Origin of the sequence: Streptomyces sp. NRRL WC-3605 (genome assembly GCF_001509795.1) — a bacterium.
Classification (GTDB): domain Bacteria; phylum Actinomycetota; class Actinomycetes; order Streptomycetales; family Streptomycetaceae; genus Streptomyces; species Streptomyces viridochromogenes.
The window spans coordinates 1-17,463 of record NZ_LLZN01000001.1 but is presented as its reverse complement, the minus strand read 5'-3'; the positions used below and the strand labels follow the sequence as shown (position 1 = coordinate 17,463).

The 17,463-nt window shown below is 71.6% G+C and carries 17 protein-coding genes; 3 read left to right on the top strand and 14 right to left on the bottom strand.

Features of this window, described 5'->3' with window-relative positions; all coding sequences use genetic code 11:
• Positions 1-8: 8 nt before the first annotated feature.
• The 5 genes from ADL34_RS00080 to ADL34_RS00060 all read right to left on the bottom strand — a co-directional run bounded on the left by ADL34_RS00080 (position 9) and on the right by ADL34_RS00060 (position 5,755).
• On the bottom strand, positions 9-1,715 hold the full coding sequence (locus ADL34_RS00080; RefSeq protein ID WP_062664355.1) for a uroporphyrinogen-III synthase: 1,707 nt from the start codon (positions 1,713-1,715) through the stop codon (positions 9-11).
• A complete protein-coding gene (gene hemC, locus ADL34_RS00075) occupies positions 1,712-2,707 on the bottom strand; it encodes a hydroxymethylbilane synthase (protein ID WP_062664357.1) in 996 nt (331 codons plus the stop codon). Before hemC ends, ADL34_RS00080 begins: the two co-directional genes overlap by 4 nt.
• A complete protein-coding gene (locus ADL34_RS00070) occupies positions 2,704-4,425 on the bottom strand; it encodes a glutamyl-tRNA reductase (protein ID WP_062664359.1) in 1,722 nt (573 codons plus the stop codon). Before ADL34_RS00070 ends, hemC begins: the two co-directional genes overlap by 4 nt.
• Entirely contained in the window at positions 4,422-5,183 is a 762-nt protein-coding gene (locus tag ADL34_RS00065) for a redox-sensing transcriptional repressor Rex (RefSeq protein ID WP_062664360.1), read from the bottom strand. Before ADL34_RS00065 ends, ADL34_RS00070 begins: the two co-directional genes overlap by 4 nt.
• A gap of 284 nt (positions 5,184-5,467) precedes the next feature.
• Positions 5,468-5,755, bottom strand: coding sequence for a glutaredoxin family protein (locus ADL34_RS00060; RefSeq protein WP_062664362.1), 288 nt, complete (start codon positions 5,753-5,755; stop codon positions 5,468-5,470).
• Between the two features lie 120 nt (positions 5,756-5,875).
• On the opposite strand from ADL34_RS00060, the gene ADL34_RS00055 reads away from it, so the two are divergent.
• The 3 genes from ADL34_RS00055 (at position 5,876) to ADL34_RS00045 (ending at position 9,403) form a co-directional block, all read left to right on the top strand.
• Positions 5,876-6,796, top strand: coding sequence for an HAD family hydrolase (locus tag ADL34_RS00055; RefSeq protein WP_062664449.1), 921 nt, complete (start codon positions 5,876-5,878; stop codon positions 6,794-6,796).
• Between the two features lie 339 nt (positions 6,797-7,135).
• Positions 7,136-7,909, top strand: a complete 774-nt coding sequence (locus ADL34_RS00050; protein WP_062664365.1) for an ECF subfamily RNA polymerase sigma factor, BldN family — start codon at positions 7,136-7,138, stop codon at positions 7,907-7,909.
• Positions 7,910-8,158: 249 nt separating this feature from the next.
• Positions 8,159-9,403, top strand: coding sequence for a DUF5667 domain-containing protein (locus ADL34_RS00045; protein WP_062664367.1), 1,245 nt, complete (start codon positions 8,159-8,161; stop codon positions 9,401-9,403).
• 116 nt (positions 9,404-9,519) lie between these two features.
• Here ADL34_RS00045 and ADL34_RS00040 read toward each other — a convergent pair whose 3' ends face one another.
• From ADL34_RS00040 to ADL34_RS00005, 9 genes are all read right to left on the bottom strand, one after another.
• Positions 9,520-10,572: a lysophospholipid acyltransferase family protein gene (locus ADL34_RS00040; RefSeq protein WP_062664369.1), complete on the bottom strand. Its 1,053-nt coding sequence runs from the start codon at positions 10,570-10,572 to the stop codon at positions 9,520-9,522.
• A 14-nt stretch (positions 10,573-10,586) separates the two neighbouring features.
• On the bottom strand, positions 10,587-11,648 hold the full coding sequence (locus ADL34_RS00035; protein WP_062664371.1) for an NAD-dependent epimerase/dehydratase family protein: 1,062 nt from the start codon (positions 11,646-11,648) through the stop codon (positions 10,587-10,589).
• Between the two features lie 188 nt (positions 11,649-11,836).
• Complete coding sequence (locus ADL34_RS34440) at positions 11,837-11,935, bottom strand: 30S ribosomal protein bS22 (protein ID WP_003948845.1); 99 nt, start codon at positions 11,933-11,935, stop codon at positions 11,837-11,839.
• A 154-nt stretch (positions 11,936-12,089) separates the two neighbouring features.
• A complete protein-coding gene (locus ADL34_RS00030) occupies positions 12,090-12,302 on the bottom strand; it encodes a helix-turn-helix domain-containing protein (RefSeq protein ID WP_004984898.1) in 213 nt (70 codons plus the stop codon).
• A 129-nt stretch (positions 12,303-12,431) separates the two neighbouring features.
• The gene (locus tag ADL34_RS00025; protein WP_062664373.1) at positions 12,432-13,247 is read right to left on the bottom strand and encodes a phosphatase; all 816 of its coding nucleotides are present in this window, start codon (positions 13,245-13,247) and stop codon (positions 12,432-12,434) included.
• Positions 13,248-13,444: 197 nt separating this feature from the next.
• Complete coding sequence (locus tag ADL34_RS00020; RefSeq protein WP_062664451.1) at positions 13,445-14,611, bottom strand: acetoin utilization protein AcuC; 1,167 nt, start codon at positions 14,609-14,611, stop codon at positions 13,445-13,447.
• Positions 14,562-15,785, bottom strand: coding sequence for an MFS transporter (locus tag ADL34_RS00015; RefSeq protein ID WP_062664374.1), 1,224 nt, complete (start codon positions 15,783-15,785; stop codon positions 14,562-14,564). The genes ADL34_RS00020 and ADL34_RS00015 overlap by 50 nt, the downstream gene beginning before the upstream one ends.
• A 66-nt stretch (positions 15,786-15,851) precedes the next feature.
• Positions 15,852-16,637, bottom strand: coding sequence for a VC0807 family protein (locus ADL34_RS00010; RefSeq protein WP_234374910.1), 786 nt, complete (start codon positions 16,635-16,637; stop codon positions 15,852-15,854).
• Between the two features lie 70 nt (positions 16,638-16,707).
• Positions 16,708-17,352: an HAD family hydrolase gene (locus tag ADL34_RS00005; RefSeq protein ID WP_062664375.1), complete on the bottom strand. Its 645-nt coding sequence runs from the start codon at positions 17,350-17,352 to the stop codon at positions 16,708-16,710.
• Between the last annotated feature and the right edge of the window lie 111 nt (positions 17,353-17,463).

The window sequence follows — 17,463 nt, the reverse complement described above, 5'->3', positions numbered from 1 at the left end:
TCTCACGCTCAGGTCGTCGACCGGCGTCTGCGCGCCCCGGGGCGCCGCTCGCTCGGCCGGGTCACCGGGTCGCCCGCGTCGAGCGCGGCCGCGCGGCGGCGGGCGCCGAAGTCCGCCAGGGCCTCCGCCAGCTTGTGCACGGACGGCTCGGGAGCCATCACGTCCACCCGCAGGCCGTGCTCCTCGGCGGTCTTGGCCGTGGCCGGGCCGATACACGCGATCACCGTCACGTTGTGCGGCTTGCCCGCGATGCCGACCAGGTTGCGGACCGTGGACGACGACGTGAAGAGCACGGCGTCGAAGCCGCCGCCCTTGATCGCCTCGCGGGTCTCCGCCGGCGGCGGCGAGGCCCGTACGGTCCGGTAGGCCGTGACGTCGTCGACCTCCCAGCCCAGCTCGATCAGCCCGGCGACCAGGGTCTCCGTGGCGATGTCGGCGCGGGGCAGGAAGACGCGGTCGATCGGGTCGAAGACCGGGTCGTAGGGCGGCCAGTCCTCCAGCAGGCCCGCGGCCGACTGCTCGCCGCTCGGCACGAGGTCCGGCTTCACGCCGAAGGCGATCAGCGCATTCGCGGTCTGCTCGCCCACCGCCGCGACCTTGATCCCGGCGAAGGCGCGGGCGTCGAGCCCGTACTCCTCGAACTTCTCGCGGACCGCCTTGACCGCGTTGACCGAGGTGAACGCGATCCATTCGTAGCGGCCGGTGACCAGGCCCTTGACGGCCCGTTCCATCTGCTGGGGCGTGCGCGGCGGTTCGACGGCGATCGTCGGCACCTCGTGCGGCACGGCCCCGTAGGAGCGCAGTTGGTCGGAGAGCGAGGCCGCCTGCTCCTTCGTCCGCGGCACGAGCACCCGCCATCCGAACAGCGGCTTGGACTCGAACCAGGACAACTGGTCGCGCTGGGCGGCCGCGGAACGCTCGCCGACCACGGCTATCACCGGGCGGCCGCCCTCGGGCGAGGGCAGCACCTTGGCCTGCTTCAGCGTCTGGGCGATCGTCCCGAGCGTCGCGGTCCACGTCCGCTGCCGGGTGGTGGTGCCGGCGACGGTCACGGTGAGCGGTGTGTCGGGCTTGCGCCCGGCCGCCACCAGCTCACCGGCCGCGGCGGCCACGCTGTCGAGGGTCGTCGAGACGACGACGGTCCCGTCCGACGCGCCCACCTCGGTCCAGCACCGGTCGGTCGCGGTGCGCGCGTCGACGAACCGCACGTCCGTGCCCTGCGCGTCCCGCAACGGCACACCGGCGTACGCGGGCACGCCGACGGCCGTGGCGACGCCGGGCACGACCTCGAACGGCACACCGGCCGCGGCGCAGGCCAGCATCTCGTCGGCGGCGTACGTGTCGAGCCCGGGGTCCCCGGACACCGCACGCACGACCCGCCTGCCGCCCCGCGCGGCCTCCATGACAAGATGTGCGGCATCCCGCACCGCGGGTAGCGCAGCGGTCGTTGACGCGCCGTCAACAACCGCCAGCTGGGGCGTGCCTGTGCCCGGGACGGTGTCCCCGCCGGGGCCCGTGTCCGTGTGCACTTCGGCGACGCCCTGCCTGGCGTGCTGACGTACGACGTCGAGCACCTCGTGCTCGGCGACGAGGACGTCCGCGTGTGCCAGCGCCTCGACGGCGCGCAGAGTCAGCAGCCCCGGATCCCCGGGTCCGGCACCCAGGAAGGTGACGTGCCCGTGATCGAGGCCGGCGGGAAGGGTGGTGGGGCTCACTGTGCTCGCTCCCCCATCAGACCGGCCGCGCCCTGGGCAAGCATCTCGGTGGCGAGTTCGCGACCGAGCGCCAGCGCTTGGTCGTGCGTCTCGGGCACGGGACCGGTGGTGGACAGCTGCACCGTCCGCGTGCCGTCGGTAGTACCGACGACGCCGCGCAGGCGCATTTCCTTGACAATCTGCCGTTCGGCCTGGCGGTCCCCGCGCTCCAGCGGAGCCGTGAGCGGGGGAAGGTCGGCCAGCGCGCCCACAGGGGCGGAGCAGCCGGCCTCCAGGGCGGCGAGCAGGGACCGCTCGGCGGTGACGGCGACCCGGGTGAAGGGGTCGTCGAGCTCGCCGAGCGCGGCGATGAGGTCCGCGTTGTCCGCGGTGCACTCGATCGCCAGGGCCCCCTGGCCGGGGGCGGGCAAAACCGTGTCGACCGACAGGAAGTCGGTGACCTCGTCGAGGCGGCCGATGCGGCTCATGCCGGCCGCGGCCAGGACGACCGCGTCCAGCTCGCCGTCGTGCACGTACCGGATGCGGGTGTCGACGTTGCCGCGGATCGGGACCGTCTCGATGTCCAGGCCGTGGGCGCGGGCGTACGCGTTCAGCTGGGCGGCCCGGCGGGCCGAGCCCGTGCCGATGCGGGCGCCGCGCGGCAGGTCGGTGAGCTTGAGGTCGTGCCGCGCGACGAGCACGTCCCGCGGGTCCTCGCGCACGGGGACCGCCGCCAGGGCGAGCTCCTCGGGCTGGGCGGTCGGCAGGTCCTTCAGGGAGTGCACCGCGAAGTCCACCTCCCCGCGCAGCAGGGCGTCGCGCAGCGCGGTGACGAACACTCCCGTGCCGCCGATCTGCGACAGGGCCTCGCGCGAGACGTCACCGTACGTGGTGATCTCGACGAGTTCGACGGGGCGTCCGGTCACCTGGCTCACGGTGTCCGCGACCTGCCCGGACTGGGCCATGGCGAGCCTGCTTCGCCGGGTGCCGAGCCGTAGTGGCTGCTGAGTCATCGTGGGCCTCGGTTCTTCTCGGTGCTGTCCTCGGCCCGGGAGACGGAGGCCACCGTCTCCTGGTCGAGGTCGAACAGGGTCCGCAGGGCGTCGGCGTAGCCGGCGCCACCGGGCTCCGCGGCGAGCTGCTTGACCCGTACGGTCGGGGCGTGCAGCAGCTTGTCCACCACGCGACGAACGGTCTGCGTGATCTCGCTGCGGTGCTTCTCGTCCAGACCGGGCAGCCGGCCCTCCAGGCGGGCGATCTCGCCGGCCACGACGTCGGCGGCCATCGTGCGCAGGGCGACGACGGTCGGCGTGATGTGCGCGGCCCGCTGCGCCGCCCCGAAGGCGGCGACCTCGTCGGCGACGATACGGCGGACCTGGTCGACGTCGGCCGCCATGGGCGCGTCGGCCGAGGCCTCCGCCAGCGACTCGATGTCCACCAGCCGCACGCCGGTGAGCCGGTGCACGGCGGCGTCGATGTCCCGCGGCATGGCGAGGTCGAGGAGCGCGAGGACGGGGGCCCGGCGGGGCGTCTCGGCGACCGGTTCGGGCCGGCGGCGCTCGGGGATGCGGCCGACGGTGGCCGCGGTCGCGGCGAGCGCGGTGATCAGCTCGGCGTCGGACTCGGGGCTGCGGCGGGACGCCTCGCGGCGGTCCACGGCACCGCCGGCCGCCCAGGCCGCGTGCTGCTCCAGGGTGGCCGCGTCCATGCCGGCGACGGCGGCCTCGCCGTGCACGGAGAAACCTCCCTGCACCGCGGCGAGGTCGAGCGGGCACTCCTCGTCGGTGCCGACTCCGGAGGGCGGCAGCGGGGTGCGCGGCACGTCGGTGCCGTCGGCCTCCGACCGGGGCGCGGGCGCCGTACGCCCGGTTTCGTCGAAGGCGGCCGGGCGACCGGTCCGGCCCTCGACCGCGCCGACGACGTCCTCGGCGGTGAGGACGAGGCCGGTGGCGCCGGTGCAGGACACGACGACGTCGGCACGTGTCAGCTCGACCGGCACCGCGTCCATCGGTACCGCGCGGGCCGGCACGTGGGTGCCGTCGGTGAGGATCTCGGCGAGGCGCTCGGCGCGCTCCCGGGTGCGGTTGGCGACGACGATCTCGCCGACGCCGGCCCGCGCGAGGGTGGCTGCGGCCAGGGAGGACATCGAGCCGGCCCCGATGACCAGGGCCTTCTTGCCGTGCGCCCAGGCGGCGACGTCCGCGCCCTCGGCGAGCTGCTCCAGGCCGAAGGTGACCAGGGACTGCCCGGCGCGGTCGATGCCGGTCTCGGAGTGGGCGCGCTTGCCGACCCGCAGGGCCTGCTGGAACAGGTCGTTCAGCAGCCGTCCGGCGCTGTGCAGGTCCTGCGCCTTGGCCAGGGAGTCCTTGATCTGGCCGAGGATCTGGCCCTCGCCGACCACCATGGAGTCCAGCCCGCAGGCCACCGAGAACAGGTGGTGGACGGCCCGGTCCTCGTAGTGGACGTACAGGTACGGCGTGAGTTCCTCGAGGCCGACCCCGCTGTGCTGGGCGAGCAGCGTGGACAGCTCGGCGACACCGGCGTGGAACTTGTCCACGTCGGCGTACAGCTCGATGCGGTTGCAGGTGGCGAGCACGGCGGCCTCGGTGGCCGGCTCGGCGGCGACCGTGTCCTGGACCAGCTTGACCTGGGCGTCCGCGCTCAGCGCGGCGCGCTCCAGGACGCTGACGGGGGCGCTGCGGTGGCTCAGCCCGACGACAAGCAGACTCATGCCGGCATCACGGCGGGTACGTCCCCGTCGGGTCCCTGGTCGGCGGAGGTACCGCGGGCGGCGGAGGCCTGGACACCGCCGTCGGATGCGGCCTCCTCGCCGGCCTTGCGCTGCTCGTGGAAGGCGAGGATCTGCAGCTCGATGGAGAGGTCGACCTTGCGCACGTCGACGCCGTCCGGCACGGACAGCACGGTCGGCGCGAAGTTCAGGATGGAGGTGACGCCGGCGGCCACGAGGCGGTCGCAGACGGCCTGGGCGGCACCGGCCGGGGTGGCGATGACGCCGATGGACACGCCGTTGTCCTGGATGATCCGCTCCAGGTCGTCGGCGTGCTGCACGGGGATGCCGGCGACGGGCTTGCCCGCCATGGCCGGGTCGGCGTCGATGAGTGCGGCGACCCGGAAACCCCGGGAGGCGAACCCGCCGTAGTTGGCGAGCGCGGCACCCAGGTTTCCGATGCCGACGATCACTACCGGCCAGTCCTGGGTGAGCCCGAGCTCACGGGAGATCTGGTACACGAGATACTCGACGTCGTACCCCACGCCACGGGTCCCGTATGAGCCGAGGTAGGAGAAGTCCTTGCGCAGCTTCGCGGAGTTGACTCCCGCCGCGGCCGCGAGCTCCTCGGAGGAGACCGTGGGGACCGAGCGCTCCGACAGTGCGGTCAGGGCTCGGAGGTACAGCGGAAGCCGGGCGACGGTGGCCTCGGGAATCCCTCGGCTGCGGGTCGCCGGTCGGTGAGTTCGGCCAGTTGCCACGGTGCTCCTGCGGGTAGAGCGGGGCTGTAGGCGGTCACACGTCCCTACATGACCGCCCCGTCGAATGAAGGCTATGTCTTTGTGAACGCGTGCACAAAGATGGTGTCCGATTTGCCCGCCCAACGTGACCGGGCTCACGCACGCCCGGCGCACTGCTGTGGAACCGGCGCATACGCACCACCGTTCCTCTGCTCTTGGGGGCAAAACCGCACACTCTCCTCGACGATCCCCGCCCCCGAGACCACTTCGCCGTCGATCCTAAGCCGTTTCCGGAGAACTTTGGACTACTCGGTCAGTGCTTTGCGGAGGCGACCCTCGTCCACACGCCAGAACGTGTGCTGCTCCCCGTCGACGAGGACGACGGGGATCTGCTCCCAGTACTGGTCGTGCAGCCGCGGGTCCTGGGTGATGTCCTTCCACTCCCACGGCACGCCCGCCTCGGCGCACACCCGCTCCACCACGATCTGTGCGTCATCACACAGATGGCAGTCGGGTTTGCCGACGAGGGTGACGAGCCGGTCCTGCGGAGGCTTGGCCGGAGTGCGGCGGAAGAGCGGGCTCATGCCGGCCATTGTCCCGCGCCCCGGCGCGGATGCCCGACCACGCCCTTTAACTGCGCGGTCGCGGAGAGTTCACAGCTTTTGAACGTCGCCACTCCAGAGGCTCCGAACAGAATGGCTATGCTCACGGACATGGCCGCTCTTGGATGGCTCACTCCCCGTAGGCGCCCCGCCACGGCGCGGAGCGTGTTGGCTGGCGAGGCCTCGGCGGAGGCAGCGCGCAAGTCCTCGCAGGAGGTCACGGAGGTCTCCGCCGCCGAACCGGAGTTCCCGGTGCTCGGCGACGACCGGGCCGCCGCGTTCTTCGACCTGGACAACACGGTGATGCAGGGCGCCGCCCTCTTCCACTTCGGTCGGGGCCTGTACAAGCGCAAGTTCTTCGAGACGCGCGAGCTCGCCCGGTTCGCCTGGCAGCAGGCGTGGTTCCGGCTGGCCGGCGTCGAGGACCCCGAGCACATGCAGGAGGCCCGCGACTCGGCGCTGTCGATCGTCAAGGGCCACCGCGTCGCCGAACTCCAGTCGATCGGCGAGGAGATCTACGACGAGTACATGGCCGAGCGCATCTGGCCCGGCACCCGCGCCCTCGCCCAGGCCCACCTCGACGCGGGCCAGAAGGTGTGGCTCGTCACGGCGGCACCGGTGGAGATCGCCACGGTGATCGCCCGCCGCCTCGGCCTGACCGGCGCCCTCGGCACGGTCGCGGAGTCGGTGGACGGCGTCTACACCGGCAAGCTCGTCGGCGAGCCGCTGCACGGCCCGGCGAAGGCGGAGGCCGTCCGCGCCCTCGCCCTGGCGGAGGGCCTGGACCTGTCGCGCTGCGCCGCGTACAGCGACTCGCACAACGACATCCCGATGCTCTCCCTGGTCGGGCACCCCTACGCGATCAACCCGGACGCCAAGCTGCGCAAGCACGCCCGCAAGCTCGACTGGCGGCTGCGCGACTACCGCACGGGCCGCAAGGCGGCCAAGGTCGGCATCCCGGCGGCGGCGGGCGTCGGCGCGGTGGCCGGCGGCACGGCGGCCGCGATCGCCCTGCACCGGCGCCGCCGGTAGCGGTTGCCGCGCACCCGCCGGGCACGCCCGGCCCGCGAGCCGATCCGTCTCTCTACCCAGGCACCCGTCTGTCCAGTCGCGTTGGCTGCACACGGCCACAACACGCCCCGTTGTCAGCCGGAACACGGACGGACTCGATCAACAAACGGTCACTCTGTGGCACTTGATCGGGCGTCAATCGGTTACAGAAGAGACGCAATCGGTGATTTGAGCAACTGGGCGTAGCAGTGCCTGCACGAAGCGTTATTCTCCTCAGACGCATTCCGGTACCCCTCCGTCGCTACGACGGGTGAAAGGTTCCGTACTGCACGTGATGGAAGCTCTGCCTCTGGGAGTCCCGTGTACCCACACGTCGGGGTTGACGCCTCGGGCCTGGCTACGCTCCGCGCGACGGTCCTCGACCTGTTGCGCGGTTTCGTCCCCACCGCGTACGCCGTCCCCGCCCTCGCCGTAACCGCCGCACCCGTAGGCCCGTGCTACGCGCTCGCCGAGGGGAGCGCCGCAGTCGGCAGACGGGGGCGCGCGACCGGCGCGACGACCGCCCGCCGGCCCGCCGCCGACAGCGACAGCGCGCGCATGATGGACCTGGTCGAACGCGCACAGGCCGGCGAGGCCGACGCGTTCGGCCGGCTCTACGACCAGTACAGCGACACCGTGTACCGCTACATCTACTACCGCGTCGGAGGGAAGGCCACCGCCGAGGACCTCACCAGCGAGACCTTTCTGCGGGCCCTGCGCCGCATCGGCACCTTCACCTGGCAGGGCCGGGACTTCGGCGCCTGGCTCGTCACCATCGCCCGCAACCTGGTCGCCGACCACTTCAAGTCCAGCCGCTTCCGGCTGGAGGTGACCACCGGCGAGATGCTCGACGCCAACGAGGTCGAGCGCTCCCCCGAGGACTCCGTCCTCGAATCGCTCTCCAACGCCGCACTGCTGGAGGCCGTCCGCCGGCTCAACCCGCAGCAGCAGGAGTGCGTCACCCTCCGCTTCCTCCAGGGCCTCTCCGTCGCGGAGACCGCCCGTGTCATGGGCAAGAACGAGGGTGCCATCAAGACCCTCCAGTACCGGGCCGTCCGCACCCTCGCCCGGCTCCTCCCGGACGACGCGCGCTGACCACACCCCCTACCGCACCGACACTCTCCGCAATCCCCAACTCACCCACGGTGAAAGTCCGTTGACTTCGCGGCCCGTTCATTCTCCGTCCGTAACCCAAGTGCCGCGCCACTCGTTGTGCGGGATGCAGGCTCCCTGTGGTCACTCCCTGATCCACTTCGATCACCCGATCGTGTGGAATCGATCAGGGGGTGCAACCCTCAGGACCCCCTGGGGAGTCGACCGTCATGACGAGAGGAGGTGCCGCCAGTGATCGCGAACGTATCGGCGCACCGGCGGGCGAGCGCCTTCGCCCAGGCCCTGGAGGAGTCGACCGACCGGGGCACGGCGGCCGAGCAGGCCGAGCAGCCCGGGGGACCGGCACCGGCTGCTGCGGAACAGACCGAGCACGGGCGCCTGTTGGCCCTGGCCACGGGTCTCGGCGAGCTGCCCAAGCCCGTGCTCGACCCCGAGGTCAAGGTCGTGCAGCGAGCCCAGCTCGTGGCCGCGATGGAGGCCATGCTGCAAGAGGGCACCGCGGCGGGCGAGGCCGGCCCCACCCTGCCCGGACAGCGGTCCGAGCGGGCGCGCGGGGCCCACCGGGCGACCCCGATGAGCAGGCTCCGCCCGCGCTCACGCCTCGCCAAGGGACTCACCGCGGGCGGCCTCAGCGTCGGCGTGGCCGCCGGAGCCTTCGGTGGGGTGGCCGCCGCCAGCGGCGACGCCCTGCCCGGCGACTCCCTCTACGGCCTCAAGCGCGGCATCGAGGACTTCAAGCTCAACGTCCTGGCCGACGGCGAGGACGAACGCGGGCGCGTCTACCTCGACCAGGCCTCCACCCGGCTGAGCGAGGCCCGCCGCCTGATGGAGCGGGGCCGCGGCGGCCATTACGACCACGAGTCGCTCGCCGAGATCCGCCGCGCCCTGTCCGGCATGCAGCACGACGCCTCCGAGGGCCACCGGCTGCTGCGCGAGGCGTACGAGCGCGACCCGGACTCCCTGGGCCCCATCCAGGCCCTCTCCGCGTTCTCCCGCTCCCACCGCGCCACCTGGGGCAGCATGCGCGAGCGGCTCCCCCTCCAGCTCGGCGACGTCAGCGACCGGGTCTCGTCGGTCTTCGACGCCATAGACGAAGAGGTCGCCCCGCTCCAGTCCCTGCTCCCGCCGCCCACCCAGGACGCCGGCGACGGCAAGGGCCGTGGCGGCTCCGGCTCGTCCTCCAGCGGCACGTCCGGCGCCGACAAGTCGGCCCGCCCCAGCGCCGGCGGCAGCGGCTCCACCGAGGACGGGCACCGCACCAGCAGCCCCAGCAAGTCGGCCGAGGGCTCGGCCCACGAGGACGAGGGCCTGCTCGGCGGGAACACGGGCGGCCTGCTCGACCCGCCCAAGGCCACCGGCGGCTCCGGCGCCTCCCCGTCCGCGTCCGCCCCGGCGGGCGGCCCGGCGGTCACGCTTCCTCCGCTGCTCCCAGGCCTCCTGCCCGGCCTGGGCATCGAGGGCGAGGACGCCGACTAGCGGCCCCACAAGCCGCCTCTACGACGATGGGGCACCCCTTCCACCAGGGGTGCCCCATCGTCGTGCACACGGCCGTCACGCGTGCGCGCCAGTCAGAACGTCAGGGCGTCAGAGCGTCAGAAGAAGACCGACCGGCGCTGCACCAGCAGCTTGTAGAGCGTGTGCTGGATCTGCTCCCTCACCTGGTCGGTGAGGTTGAACATCAGCATCGGGTCCTCGGCCGCCTCCGGCGGATAGCCGTCGGTGTGGATCGGCTCACCGAACTGGATCGTCCACTTCGTCGGCAGGGGGATCGCGCCCAGCGGACCCAGCCACGGGAAGGTCGGCGTCAGCGGGAAGTACGGGATGCCCAGCACCCGGGCCAGCGTCTTCGCGTTGCCGATCATCGGGTAGATCTCCTCCGCCCCGACGATCGAGCACGGGATGATCGGGGTGCGCCGGCGCAGTGCCGTGGACACGAACCCGCCCCGTCCGAAGCGCTGCAGCTTGTACCGCTCCCCGAAGGGCTTGCCGATGCCCTTGAAGCCCTCCGGCATCACACCGACCAACTCGCCCTGCCCGAGCAGCCGGTCGGCGTCCTCCGCGCAGGCCAGCGTGTGCCCCAGCTTGCGGGCGAGTTCGTTGACGACCGGCAGCATGAAGACCAGATCGGCGGCGAGCAGCCGCAGATGGCGTCCCGCGGGATGGTGGTCGTGCACGGCGACCTGCATCATCAGGCCGTCCAGCGGCAGCGTCCCGGAGTGGTTGGCGACGATCAGCGCGCCGCCCTCGGCCGGGATGTTCTCCACGCCCTTCACGTCGACCCGGAAGTACTTCTCGTACACCGGCCGCAGCAGGGACATCAGGACCTGGTCGGTGAGCTCCTCGTCGTAGCCGAAGTCGTCGACGTCGTAGTCCCCGGTGAGGCGCCGGCGCAGGAAGGCCAGGCCGCTCGCGATGCGCCGCTCCAGACCGCCGTCGTGCGGGGACTGCGGGGCCGGCTCTTCCTCAGGGGTCACAGGAACATCATCCTGCGCGAGGGACCGTCCCGGCAGGGGCTGGACCTCACCCACCGGCCCGCCTCCACCGTTCGTGCGCCGGCTCGCCGCGCTCCGGCGCCGCGGCGGCCGCTGTACGGCGCCTCCGCGGGACCGGTCGTCGTCGAACGGAATGACCTTGGCGTCCGCCATCGTTGATGCGCTCCTCAGTTGGCGCTCTGCGTCGGGGGCTGACCGCCGTCCAGGACGGGCAGCGCGGCGATCCGGTCGACGGCCCCCGCGAGGGCCTCGGGCGGCAGCAGTCCCGGGCCGCGGCTGCCCGCGAAGTCCGCGAACGTCTGGACCGTCGTGTACTTCGGCTGGAAACCGAGGGTCTCGCGCATCTGGTCCGTGGACACCACCCGGCCGTGGGTGAGCAACCGGATCTGCTCCGGCGAGAAGTCCGACATGCCCAGCGTACGCACCAGGCTGCCCGCCCACGTCACGGCGGGCAGCAGCAGGGGGACCGTGGGCCGGCCCAGCCGCCGCGCGCACTGGGAGAGCAGCAGGACGCCGTCCCCGGCGATGTTGAAGGTGCCGCTGTTGAGCGTGCCCCGGCGCGGCTCGTGCGAGGCGATGCGCAGCACCTCGATGACGTCGTCCTCGTGCACGAACTGCAGCCGCGGGTCGTACCCGAGGACGGTCGGCAGGACAGGCAGCGAGAAGTACGAGGCGAGCGGGGTGTCCGCGGTGGGGCCGAGGATGTTGGCGAACCGCAGCACGCACACGGCGACGTCGGGCCGGCGCCGGGCGAACCCGCGCACATAGCCCTCGACCTCGACGGTGTCCTTGGCGAAGCCGCCGCTGGGCAGCGACTTGGGCGGGGTGGTCTCGGTGAAGACGGCCGGGTCGCGGGGCGCCGACCCGTAGACGTTCGTACTGGACTTCACCACCAGCCGTTTGACCAGGGGGGACTTCTGGCAGGCGCCGAGGAGCTGCATCGTCCCGATGACGTTGGTCTCCTTGACCGTGGTCCGGCTCCCGCTGGCCAGGGCGGTCCCCGTCACGTCCATGTGCACGACGGTGTCGGCGCCGCTCTCCGCGAGCACCCGCGCGATGGTGGGCTGCCGGATGTCGGCCTGGATGAAGTCCGCGCCGCCCAGGTGGTGCTCCGGCGGGACAGCGTCCACGGCGATCACCCGGTCCACCTGGGGGTCCCGCTGGATGCGGCGTACGAAGCGGCCTCCGAGTTGACGGGCCACCCCGGTGACGAGCACGACCTTGCCCAAGATCAGCGCCTTCCTTCCAGCCCTCGTACCCCAGCCGAGTTCCCCGTGTGCCGCCAACTTAGCGGGTGGATGTTGCGCTGTGATGACCACCCGATGCGTGACGTGACGGGAATTCCCCCGTCATACACCTGTGGCCCCCCACCGGATGCGGTGGGGGGCCACAGACACGCCGCTTGGCGCGGCGCCGCCTACTTCTTGTTGCGACGCTGAACGCGCGTGCGCTTGAGCAGCTTGCGGTGCTTCTTCTTGGCCATCCGCTTGCGCCGCTTCTTGATAACAGAGCCCACGACTACCCTCGCTCACTTCTCATCACTCGGTGTTTGGGCGCCATGGGCCCACACGACCTACGAGGGGCTAGCCTACCCGCCCGAGCGCTGAGGTCGTAATCGAGGGGGCGAGGGGGGTCACCGGCGGTCCCGGGCACCCCCCGGCCCACTGCCGTCAGGCGGTTTCCACCCCCACGTAACTCTCGCGGAGGTACTCGTGAACCGCTTGCTCCGGGACACGGAACGACCGTCCCACCCGGATCGCGGGCAGATGACCGCTGTGCACCAGCCGGTACACGGTCATCTTCGACACTCGCATCACCGAGGCGACCTCCGCCACGGTAAGGAACTGAACCTCGTTCAGAGGCCTCTCGCCAGCTGCAGCCATGACACACCTGAACCTTCCGCACTCGACGGGCACCGGCTTCCCCTTCCGGTGACTCTTCGTCGTTGCGTGCTCACTCCCCAATGTAGGTGCGCATGATGCGAGTGGGGAAGAGGTGCAGCCATCGGCGACCTACTGTGACAGACACGCTCGATTGAGTACGTAGCGGGTAAGCGGCCGGTAGTAATCGGACCGCACGGCGTCATCAAGTGGAACGGCGACGGACACGGACCCCTCGGCCTCCCCCACGAAGAGCGCGGGGTCATTGGTATCGGCGAGCCCAATGGCCTCGAACCCCAGCTGACCTGCCCCGCAGACCCAGCCGTGGTCACCGATCACGAGGTGCGGCAGCGGCCCGCCGGCCTCGGCGGCGGCGGCCAGCGCGAGGCGAACCGGGAGGGGGGAGTGCGAGTGTGCGCCGGGCTCACAACCGGAGCGGGACGCGTCGGGCGCCCGCACCAGCGCGACTCCCCGTACGTAAGCGAGGTTGTACGTACGTAGACCGAACCGGGTCGTTATGTCGACACGGCGACCATGCGCGGGGGTGAGGACGGCACACCCCGCCGCCGAGAGCGCGTCTGCCAGGGCACCGTAGAACCCGAGCAGCCGGTGAGGGTGGCCGGTGCCCAGGAGCACCGGCCCGCCATGCTGGGCGACCCTCGCGATCCGGTCGGAAAAGGCGTCCAGAGCGGTCAGAGTCCGTTCCGGATCGATCGCATCGGGCCCCGAGACACAGCCAGGATCGGCCGAAACCCCACACTTCTCCGCCATCAGGGCCAGCAGCTCGCGCTGCCCCCAGACCCCCTCGGGATCCAGCCCGATGAGCACCCGGGGGTCCCGGGCGGCGAACAGCCGGTAGCTCCTCAGACTCGCCTCACGCGAGGTCGCCACGGTCCCGGCCAGCCCCACGGCCACGAGATGAGCGCGAAGCGCCGCGGTACTCAGCACCCCAGCGATGCTGGCGGACCGGACACCCCACGAAAGCCCGAACCGGGCAAAGACCCCACGGTCGGGCTAATGGAACACCTCCCGGGTGAGCGGCCTGCCACCGGACCACCTCCCGGGTGAGCGGCCCACCATCGGACCACCTCCTGGGCGAGCAGCCCCCACATCACTGTGCGAACAGCCCGCCACGAGACCACGGCTCAGGCGAGCAGCCCCCGCAGCGGAAACACCGCCTTGCGCGTCGCCAGCACCGCCTGGTCCAGCCGGTCCGCGGGGTCGTACCCCGCATCCCAGTCCGCCCAGGCCACCGGCCACCGCCCGTCGGTCATCCGGGCCGGCCCCAACTGCCGCGTCCGTGCGTACACTTCCCGCCGCCAGCTCTCCGGGATCAGCGCCGTCGGCTCGATCGGCCGCCCCGCCGCGATCGCCACCAGATGCGTCCACGACCGAGGCACCACCTCGACCACGGCGTACCCGCCCCCGCCCAGCGCGAGCCACTTCCCGTCGGCGTACTCGTGCGCCAGGTCGTGGCACGCCACCTGCACGGCCCGCTGCGCGTCCAGCGACACCGCCAGATGCGCCAGCGGGTCCTCGAAGTGCGTGTCGGCCCCGTGCTGTGTCACCAGCACCTGCGGGCGGAAGTCCGCGAGCAGCTCCGGCACCACGGCGTGGAACGCCCGCAGCCAGCCCTCGTCCCCGGTGCCCGCCGGCAGCGCCACGTTCACCGCCGACCCCTCGGCGGCCCCGGTCTCCTGCGGCCACCCGGTCTGCGGGAACAGCGTCGCGGGGTGCTCGTGCAGCGAGATCGTCAGCACCCGCGGGTCCTCCCAGAACGCCGCCTGCACCCCGTCCCCGTGGTGCACGTCGACGTCCACGTAAGCCACCCGCTCCGCACCCAGCTCCAGCAGCCGGGCGATCGCCAGCGCCGCGTCGTTGTAGATGCAGAACCCGGACGCGGCGGCCGGCATCGCGTGGTGCAGCCCGCCCGCGAAGTTCACCGCGTGCAGCGCGCTCCCCCGCCACACCGCCTCCGCCGCCCCCACCGACTGCCCGGCGATCAGCGCCGACACGTCGTGCATCCCGGCGAACGCCGGATCGTCCAGCGTGCCGAGCCCGTACGACTGGTCGGCGGACCGCGGGTCGGCCGACGCCGCCTTCACGGCCGCGATGTAGTCCTCCCGGTGCACCAGCCGCAGGGTCGACTCACCGGCCGGCTGGGCCGCGACGACGTCCACGTGCCGGTCCAGCTCGAAGGCTTCGACGAGTTTCCTGGTCAGACCGAGGCGCACCGGGTCCATGGGATGGTCCCGGCCGAAGTCATAGCCCGTTACTGCCTGGTCCCACATCAGCTGTGCGCGGCCGCTCATGCCCGCCACCGTATCGGTCCGGCCGCGCGGCGAACGAAGGGGCGTACACGAGCGTCACCAGCACCAACACCATCGGCACCAGCATCGCCCCGCGATAGCTCCACGCGTCGCCCAGCGCCCCCACCAGAGGCGAACCGATCAGGAAGCCGACGTAGTTGAAGACGTTCAGCCGTGCGACGGCCGCGTCCGACGCCCCCGGGAACAGCCTCCCGGCCGCCGCGAACGTCTGCGGCACCAGCACGCACAGCCCCAGCCCGAGCAGGGTGAACCCCAGCATCCCGACCCACGCGCCCGGCGCCGACGCCACCACCGCGAACCCGGCGGCCGCCACCAGCGCCCCCAGCCGCACCACGGTCACCGCCCCGAGCCGCCGCACCCCGAAGTCCCCGATGGCCCGCCCCAGCAGCGTGGTCACCATGTACACGTTGTACGGCACGGTCGCCAGCTGCTCGGAGCTGCCCAGCACGTCCTGGAGGTACTTCGCACTCCAGTTGGAGACCGTCGAGTCACCGATGTACGCGAAGGTCATCACCAGACACAGCGGCAGCAGCAGCTTGAACGCGACGGCCTGCTGCCCGCCCTCCCCCGCGTCCCGCGCCGCGGGCGCCTCCGTCTTCGCGGCGTCGACGTACCACCGGCTCCCCACCAGCGCGGCCGGCAACAGCACCACGACGACCGGCAGATACGACACCGCCAACGGCAGATCCCAGTGCGCCCCCGCCCACGCCAGCGAGGCCCCCACGATCCCGCCCAGGCTGTACGCCGCGTGGAAGCTGAGCATGATGCTCCGCCCGTACGCCCGCTGCAGACTCACCCCGAGCATGTTCATCGTCGCGTCCAGCGCCCCCACGGCCAGCCCGAACGCCGCCAGCGAGACGGCCAGTTCGACCATCGTGTCCCCGGCCCCCACACCGAGCAGCGCCAGCAGCACCACGGGCTGCGACCAGCGCAGCAGCCGACTGGGACGGATACGCCGCACCAGCCGCTCGGTCGTGACGCTGCCGACACCGGCGAGGATCGGCACGGCCGCCAGGAACGCCGGCAGCAGCGCGTCGGACACCCCGTACCGGTCCTGGATGGCCGGGATCCGCGTCACGAGCAGAGCGAAGGCGACGCCCTGCGCGAGGAAACCGAACGCCAGCGAGGCCCTGCCGCGCCGCAGCACATCAGTCATGGCGGCGAGCGTAGGGCCCCGGGGTACCCGTGGGTAGATCCAGCCAAAGCTGAATTTCCCTCAGCTTCAAGCGGCGGCGATCAGAGGCGCGGTGGCCGGACCGCTCACCACGGGCTCGCCCTGGCGTGCCTCCCGCTCGGCCCACGCCTTCGTCTCGGCGACGACCATCGCGGCCATCGGACCCGCGCCCAGCGCCCCACCGACGAGGAAGCCGAGCACCATCGCGACGATCATGATCACGTTGCCGAGCCACACCATGGTGTCCACCGGCAAGCTGTACGCCCCCACGACCCGTACGACACACTCGGCGAGCAGGACCACACCCCACACCAGCGAGAACATCCGCTCGGCCCGCCGGAACCGCGCCGAACCCCCCTGTAGCCGCGCCCAGGCGGCCTCCCGGCCCGCGTCGCCCTTGACCACCCAGGGCTTCATCCCGGCCGTCATCATCGGCCTGCCCAGGACGACCGAGACGATGATGCCGATCCCGATCGTGCTGCTGATGGCGCTGTCCTTGGCCATCATCAGCCGCGGGTCGCCCGCCACGAAGCTCAGCAGCAGCGAGACGACGTTCACGACCAGGATGAGCGCGGCCATCCCGTTGACCTCCCGCGCCCGCCACACGCTCCACCCGGTACGGACGGCCGGCACGACACTGCTGAGCGCGAGCGCCATCAGAGTGCTCATCCCGAAGCCGTTCTTCAACAGGTAGTACGCCCCGAGCGGCACCGCAACGTCGACTATCAGCGGCAGGAAGTTCCGCAGCCGCCTGTTCCGCCCGCCGGTCGCGCTCTTCTCGGTCGTGCTTACCTCGGTCGTGCTTCCCTCGGCCGTCCCCGTGTTCGTCGTCATGCCCATAAGCTTCGCGGCCGGGCGGGGGTCGCCGGTAGAAACCATCGTCCGGCCCTCGGCATGACAAATGTCAGCCCAGCAGGCCGACCAACTCGCCCATGTCGGAGAAGAGTTCGTTCGCCCCGGACAATCGCTCGGCCGGCGTCATGGCGGTGAAACCGAGGACGTCCATCCCCGCTGCCACGGCCGCCCGCACTCCCAGCGGACTGTCCTCGACGACGACACACCGCTCGGGCCCGACCCCCATCCGCCGGGCGGCATGAAGGAAGAGGTCCGGCGCGGGTTTCCCCCGCCCCACATCCTGCGAACTGAAGATCCGGGCGTCGTCGAACCACCGGTCCAGGCCCGTCGTCCGGTGCCCCACCCTGATCCGCTCATGGCTCCCCGAGGACGCCACGCAGTACGGCACTCCGCGCGCCGAGAGTGCCTCCAGGACCTCCACAGCGCCGGCCACGGGCTTCAGCTCCCGCTCGAAGGCGGCGAACACCCGGGCGTGGAAGACATCGTCGAAGTCCGCCGGAAGCCGCTCCCCCGTGCGCTCGAGCACCAGGTCGTGCACCCGGTGCATCGCCGACCCCATGTAGTCCCGGATGGAGTCCTCGTACGACGTCGGGTGCCCGAGCTCGGTCAGGTAGGCCGCGAGGAGCCGGTTGGAAATGGGCTCACTGTCGACGAGTACTCCGTCGTTGTCGAAAATGACGAGGTCGTAGCGCATAAACCCGAGCTTAAATGCAGAAAGGGCCCACACCGTAAGGTGTGAGCCCTTTCTCAAAAATTGTTCGGCGGTGTCCTACTCTCCCACAGGGTCCCCCCTGCAGTACCATCG